The organism is Rhodohalobacter halophilus (assembly GCF_001715195.1).
Classification (GTDB): Bacteria; Bacteroidota; Rhodothermia; order Balneolales; family Balneolaceae; genus Rhodohalobacter; species Rhodohalobacter halophilus.
On the sequence record NZ_MDWE01000049.1, the window covers coordinates 1 to 7,428 of the forward strand.

Sequence of the window (7,428 nt, forward strand, 5' to 3'; positions counted from 1 at the left end):
GGGCGGGCTACTATAACCACAGCTACTATCGGTCGGGCTGGTCGTATGAAAACCGTACGATTGGAATCCCGCTTATCACCAGAGATCCGGAAACCGACCGGGTGGACAACAATATTATTGTGGGGCATCATTTAGGATTAAAGGGACAGTTTTCAAGAAGATTTGATTATAAACTATTAGCAACCTACTCACGTAATTACGGGACAGGAGTTGGTTTTCACAAAGAGCCCCGGGGTTCGATTGACTTTTCCGAGCGACGGGAAGACCGATACTCTTTTCTTCTTGATGTAAACTACAGCCCGCAAAGCTTGGGGAACTTTACGTTTAATATATCTGCAGCATTTGATGCCGGGGAGTTCAGGGAAAACAGTGTAGGTGGAAGCCTCGGAGTTCGTTACACAATAGACTAACAATTATTCATCAATTGAATGATAAACCACGGCGGGCACAGCGATTTTTCACGGCGCCTACAACGCAGTGATCGTAGTGCCTTCACCGTGTACGCTGTGGTTAAAGCTTAGGTTGTTTATTTTTAGCTGCCAATAAGAACTCGTCGGTCGAACCGTCGAAAAGCACGCCGGTATTCGGCAGACGAGGGAAAATTCAAAATTCCTACTGGACCCCAAATCCCAACTACTTCCTGCCTACTGCTAACTGTTTACTGCTCACTGAAATCCCAACCGGCGGACGAGGATCACCTAACACACCCTCAGCGGTTCACAACCTTCTCACGAATCACATCCAGCATCTCTTTCGCCAGCTTTTTCCGGTCATACGCCCTGGCCAGGTTCAATGCATTCTCAGACAGTGTTTGGTAAAGCCTCTTATCACCCGTCAATCGATGTACCGCATCCACAAATTCAGTACTGTTCTCCGGTTCAAAGCAGACACCCGCTTCAAACTCATCAATAATCTCTTTAGCCTGACCTTCCACTCCCAGAATGATCGGTTTACCCATCGCGCACGCTTCAAAGATCTTGGATGGGATCACTGTTTTAAACGTATCCGATTTCTTCAGCGGCACCAGTGAAGCATCCGTCAAAGCCAGATAATTCGGTATCTGTGCTTTTGGAATCGGGTCCAGAAAAGTCACGTTCTTCAATCCCTTATCATCGGCCATCGATTTCACCTTCTCCTTCTCCGCACCGTCTCCGATAAAAAGGAAGTGAATATTCCCGAAATCAACCTTTGCAATCGATTCTATCACAAAATCCAGCGAATGAGCCAGGCCGTGCGTCCCAATATATCCGATCACAAAATCTTCCTTAATACCCAACTTCTCCTTTAACTCAGCATTCTTCCGTTCCGGATCAAAAAGCTCCAGGTTCGCCCCATTTGGAATCACATGCATCTTCTCTTCCGGAATTCCCCGGTTTACTAAATTCGTTTTAAATGCCGGTGTATTGGGTATAACCAGATCAGCAGATTTATATAGACCCAGCTCAATCTTTTCCAGTGTTCGGTACGCGCGGCTCTCTTTGCTCATGGCTCCAACTGTAGCAATCGACTCCGGCCAGAGATCACGCAGCTCAAACACCCACGGTTTGCGCTTCAGTTTTGATAAGAACCAACCGGCCCAAGTCGTAAAGAACTGTGGGGAGGTCGCAATGATCACATCCGCCTTTTCAAACAGCCCGAATAGGGAAGACATCCAGGCAAAACTCATATAGTCGAGCGTTCGTTTTACAAATCCCTGATTGGCCGACATGTACGACCACAGGCGAACCACCTTTATTCCATCGATATGTTCAACCTGCTTGATCCGGTTTTTATACCCGTCGTAAATTTTACCCTGCGGGAAGTTGGGATTACAAGTCAATACGGTTACCTCAGCTCCCTCTTCCACCCACTCTATCGCATGTTCATAGGTGCGCGTAGCCGGAGCATTCACTTCCGGCGGAAAATTGTCCGTGATGAATAGAATTTTCATTTATAAATAATTACCTAAAATTAGGAACCACAAAGGACACAAAGAGCACGGAAAAATATTTATCCCCTTTGTGACCTCCGTGATCTCCGTGGTTCAACTTTCTATTATTTCTGTTTTTAAGTGATCCCCAAAAACCACCCGCAATCTCGAGGCTTCTGTCCTCTTATTAAATCCCGGACAGTACTCATAGGTTTCTATCTCTGCTGACCCAAACCCATCGAGCGCCAAAATAAGGTTTTCTATACGGAATTTCCCGCGGTCTAATTCCCGAACCTCAACATCCGGATAAAAATGGAAAAAGGCCTCTGACTGCTTTACGTCACCATCAACCCAATCCTCAATCCGTAAACTTCCTTCCTCAACCGACCATTTGCGCCTGTGCTTACAGCCAATGTGGTCGTGACCGGTATGCGTCGCCGAAAGAAATTCTTCACGATCCTCTAAAATTTCAGGTACCGCCCTTCTTCCCACTCTGAAACCGCCCCATACATCCGACTGTTCCACTCCGTTGATCATCACCGTGTTGTGGGAGGCCGTTCCTCTCTCCTCTTCGCGGCGACTGTTTTTCTCATACGTTGAAATACCCCTGTCCGCAATCACCGGAATTCCTTTGTGGTAGAGTACAAAAGAGAGCAGATCACAGTGTGCATGACCCGGCTGATAACTTGGCCCTACCGGACCTGCATCCGCAATCATTTCAAAATCGCCAAACTCAAACTTTCGATAGCCCGATTCACTTAGCTGCATCGGTTCAGAACTAAATCCAAGCTGATTCGCATACTCCAGGATGGTTTTGGGTTCCAATGCCTGACCGTGAGTGCTATCGTTGAACATCGGGATATCCCCATTAGAAAACATCATCTCATCCAGCCAGTTTACCATCTGCTGAATTTTCTCCTTCAGAAGATCCTGTACGTCATTCAGACCGTGATTGTTATTTATGAGCAGATTGTACCCGTCCAGCGCTCTCTGCAACAGAATGACATGGTACATCGGAGAGAGCTCAAAATGTGCTCCGTCTTCCAGGATCTGTTCCTCGAGTTCATTGAACAAAATCCGCTCTGCAAGCTGTGTCAGTTTCTCATCCTGAAAGAAAACAGCACCGAAGAGCAGAGAAAATCCATTCTCCAGCAGGTGATTTCCAAGCAGATGATACTCCGGCTTTTTGGTCAATACTTGATATTGAGCATAAAGCAAATCCACGATCTCTTGCGGGAAACGTTGATGCACGGCAAGGAACTTGATCCAGTTGATGGTTCGTAAGGAGATCGGATACGGCTCCATTCCATCCTTTCGATTTTGAATATCGGCCAGGAAGTCATCCATCAGCCCTTTCCCGGTTTCCCAACTCATCCCGGGCTGATGAAGGTAGTCGAAGTAGTTCAGGTGATAAGTCCACAGCTTACCGTAACCCGAGTAGTTCCAGTCGATTGAATTCTCAAACGTGTGCTCCAGGTTTAACAGTGAAAAACGATGATTCCCTAAATAGTGCTCAAATTGTTCGGGGAACGGACTGAGTGTTACTTTCTGAAACCTTGGAGCTTTAATACCTTCAGGTATCACCACCGGAAAAAACTGATCTCTCAACCGATACCAAACCTGGTACCGAATTTGTATCGGCTTGAGGTACTTAAGGGTGTGATAATATCTGGAAAGTTTATTAAGCATTATGGGTAACCACGGAGGGCACGGAGCACACTAAGATGTAATTGTAATTATTCATTTCTTTGTGTCATCCGTGGTAAATAAGAATTTTATAAAATCACCCGTTTGATTCCATGTTTAAGTAATCGCACATTGAAATTTAGAATTATCCCTAATCGACAACCAGATAATTTCAAATATGTTAATATTTGAGCGGTATGAATCTTTTTTAAACTTTCAACAGCTTTTAATTCAACAATTACCTTATCATTAATCAGTAGATCAATTCTGTAACCACAATCAATTCTTTCTCCTTCAAAATATATATGCTGGGGTTTTTCCTTTTCAACTTTGAAACCTTCATTAATGAGAACATGGGATAAGGCCGCTTGATATGCAGATTCCAATAATCCGGGGCCAAGTTCGCGATGTACCCGAATTGCTGAATTGACTACAGATGCTGCTATTTTATTTTCCTCTACCATATTTATGAACCACTAAGGATTATGTAAACTTTGTGCTCTTCGTGCCCTCCGTGGTTATTTACCATATCCGTTGCTAATTTATTATCCTGTTTCATACTATTTTGAACCACCAAGATCACAGAGTACACAAAGTTTAATAAATCCATTCTTTCTCCGTGTTCTTTGTGTCCTCCGTGGTTAAACCTTCATAGTCTTATTCTGTTTTAAAGACTCAATTGCCGCAAAGGTCGCCCTTGTCGTATTCACAATTTCATCAAATGGAATGAGCGGCTCTCCCCCTTCTTTCCAGCGTTGGGTTAGTAGCTCGAACTGTTTGTGATGTCCTTTATCCTGCTTCGTCTTGAGCAGCTTGCTGCCAAACCCTTTTCCATATCCGTACCCATCCAGTCTTCGGAAGTTATCGAGGATAAGATTGTTGCCCTGGTAAAACACTTCCACCCGTTCTTTGGAGTAGGATTTATTCCCATTGGCAAAGTAGTTGATCACACCCAGCGATCCGTTTTCGTATTTCAGGTGGATGGAGGCGTTGTCGGTGTTTTCTTTAGGATCGGTGCCCATGGCTTGCATGCTGACTTCCACCACTTTGGAACCGGTGAGATAAGTAATCAAATCCACATAATGACAGGCTTCGCCTACAATTCGTCCACCACCGGATTCCAGGTCATGCACCCAAACCTCCGGGGGAATATGACCGGCATTCATGGTTGCAATCACATTCATGGGCCCCGGCCTTTCCCCTACCAAAGCTCTCATCTTCTCCGCATGGGGTGAAAAACGGCGGTTAAACCCAACCGTTACCGTGTTCCCGGTTTCTTCAACGGCAGAGATGATCTCATCCAGCTCGTCCGACTTCAAAGCCAACGGTTTTTCCACAAATACCTGCTTCCCGGCCTTCAGCGCCTTAATGGTCATTCCGGCATGCAAGTTGTGCTGCGTGGTTATAACCACCCCATCCACTTCCTCATCACTTAACACCGCATCCAAATCCGTAGTGCTGTTGGGAACACTGTATTTCTTAGCCAGCGTAGTCGAAGACAACCCGCCCGAACTCACAATATACTTCATCGAAGCCCCTGCCTTATCCAGTGCCGGAAGTATCATCGCCTGCGTAAAATTACCAGCCCCCACAATCGCCATTATACCAGTTCCACCGTTAAACTCAGCCTTTGGTATCGTAATAGTCCTACCTAACGCTGTGCCCTTTGTGCCTCCTTCGCGCCCTTTGTGGTTCACCCCTTCTTCCACAGGATACTCAAGAATGGATGCTATGGAATTACCGGCACCCATGTCCCCATAGATCTCCAGATAATCCTCCAGCTTTACACGCTCAGTGATCAGCGACTTCACATCCAGACTGCCATTCCGGATGGCCTCCAGTACCGCCTCAAAATTTCGTTTCTCCGTCCATCTCACGTACGCCAGCGGATAGTCATTGCCACGCTGCTCATACTCTTCATCGTAGCGGCCGGGACCATAGGAACAGCTCACCTGGAAACTCAGCTCTTTCTCATAAAAATCGGCCCTATCGATGTCCAGTCCGATAACGCCCACCAACACAATGCGCCCGCGCTTGCGACTCATATTGGCGGCCTGTTTTATCACCTCATTGGATTTAGTGCTGGCGGTAATGATCACCGCATCGGCGCCCACCTGACCGGTAAATTCCTCCATGAACCGAACCGGATTTTGCGTGCCGGAGTTGACGGCGGTGACACCATAACTTTCGGCCCGCTTTAGTTTATCTTCATCCAAGTCGAATCCTACAACTTTGCAACCGTTGGCTTTTAAAAGCTGGCAGGTGATGAGACCAATAAGCCCCAAACCAATAACCGCTACCGTTTCTCCTAAAGTAGGCTGAACCAGCCGAATGCCTTGCAAACCAATAGCACCCACTACGGTAAACGAGGCTTCTTCATAGGAAACCCCTTCAGGGATCTTGGCCACCAGGTTTTTGGGCACCACTACATACTCGGCATGATTGCCATTGGATACCACCCGGTCTCCGGGACTGAATTCCGTCACGCCTTTTCCGACCGCCAACACTTCTCCGGCCTGACTGTAACCCAACGGCAAGGGCGTTCCCAACTTACGGAATACCGCCTCTAACGTGGGTTGTATTCCGTCAGTTTTCATTTTGTTGATGACTTCCTTGACCCGCTCGGGCTGTTGACGGGCTTTGTCTAACAGGTTGGCCTGACCAAAACTGACCAGCATTTTTTCCGTTCCTAAAGAAACCAGGGTGCGGTGGGTTTTGATGAGCACTTTACCGGAACCAACTCGTGGAACAGGAACTTCTTCTAAAATCGTATCACCGGATTTAAGGTCTTGGATGATTTGCTTCATTTATACTTTTATGATCTGTTTTAATACTTCAAAAGTTCTTTTCATTACTTCTTTATTACCTATTGTAATCCTAATCATATTTTCTAACCCTTCCATATGGCTTCTATTCCTTACATAAATATTCTCTCTCTTTAGTTGCGTAAGAACCTGCTCTGGATTTTTAACTTCCACTAAAACAAAATTTGCCTTGCTACCATGGGCTGTTATTCCATGCTTCTTTAAATTATCCAGAAACCATTTTTTTGATTCATTAACCTTTTCTACATAACTAATTACATATTGTGAATTATCAATTAATACTTTCCCAGCTATTTGAGCAAACATTGAGATATTTTTCCCATTTCTAATTTTATTGATATGCAATAAATTACCGCGATGAGTAACAATATAGCCTAACCTCAAACCTGCTAACCCAAATGCTTTTGAAAATGAACGAGCTACAACAATGTTTTCATAATTTTTAACAAGAGATACCGCAGAATATGATTTACCTAAAAATTCAATGTAGGCTTCGTCGACAATAAAGAGGGAATCTTTAAATTTTAATAATAAAGACTCTATTTCATCTACGGGTATATGATATCCTATAGGATTGTTTGGATTATTTAAATAAATAAGTTTTGGAGTAAAATCTAAGTCTCGAAATTTTGCCGTCAATACAGCAATATCTTCATAGATTGGATTAAAAAACATGTTCTCAATTTCAGCACCAGTAGATTCAACATATACCCTAAAGTTGTCATAAGAAGGAACAACAGATACTACTTTGTCCCCTGGTCCACAATATGTTTTGGCAACTGTTTCAAGTGCGACGTCAGATCCCCCAAATACAGATATATCTAATCTTGATATATTTAAATAGTCACTTAACGATTCCCTTAATTCTGCAGCCTCTACATCTGGATACCATTTTATGGCCCCCTCATTATTCTCTATAAAATCAATTAATGCTTTTTTTACTATAGAATGTGATTCAACAGATTCATTCCAATCAAGTTTTAAACATTTGGAATTATCTTCCACTCG

Annotated in this window: 5 protein-coding genes and 1 pseudogene; 1 reads left to right on the plus strand and 5 read right to left on the minus strand. The window is 44.5% G+C overall.

Features of this window, described 5'->3' with window-relative positions:
* A pseudogene (locus BG260_RS12310) lies at positions 1 to 410 on the plus strand (capsule assembly Wzi family protein); the annotation flags it as partial.
* A gap of 299 nt (positions 411 to 709) precedes the next feature.
* On the opposite strand, the gene BG260_RS12315 reads toward BG260_RS12310, so the two are convergent.
* From BG260_RS12315 to BG260_RS12335, 5 genes are all read right to left on the minus strand, one after another.
* Positions 710 to 1,930, minus strand: coding sequence for a glycosyltransferase family 4 protein (locus BG260_RS12315; RefSeq protein WP_069133137.1), 1,221 nt, complete (start codon positions 1,928 to 1,930; stop codon positions 710 to 712).
* Between the two features lie 93 nt (positions 1,931 to 2,023).
* A complete protein-coding gene (locus BG260_RS12320; RefSeq protein ID WP_083750304.1) occupies positions 2,024 to 3,598 on the minus strand; it encodes an alginate lyase family protein in 1,575 nt (524 codons plus the stop codon).
* Between the two features lie 86 nt (positions 3,599 to 3,684).
* A complete protein-coding gene (locus BG260_RS12325; protein ID WP_069133141.1) occupies positions 3,685 to 4,059 on the minus strand; it encodes a GxxExxY protein in 375 nt (124 codons plus the stop codon).
* Between the two features lie 177 nt (positions 4,060 to 4,236).
* On the minus strand, positions 4,237 to 6,402 hold the full coding sequence (locus BG260_RS12330) for a Gfo/Idh/MocA family oxidoreductase (RefSeq protein WP_069133143.1): 2,166 nt from the start codon (positions 6,400 to 6,402) through the stop codon (positions 4,237 to 4,239).
* On the minus strand, positions 6,403 to 7,428 hold a 1,026-nt coding region (locus BG260_RS12335), incomplete at its 5' end, for a pyridoxal phosphate-dependent aminotransferase (protein WP_141691603.1).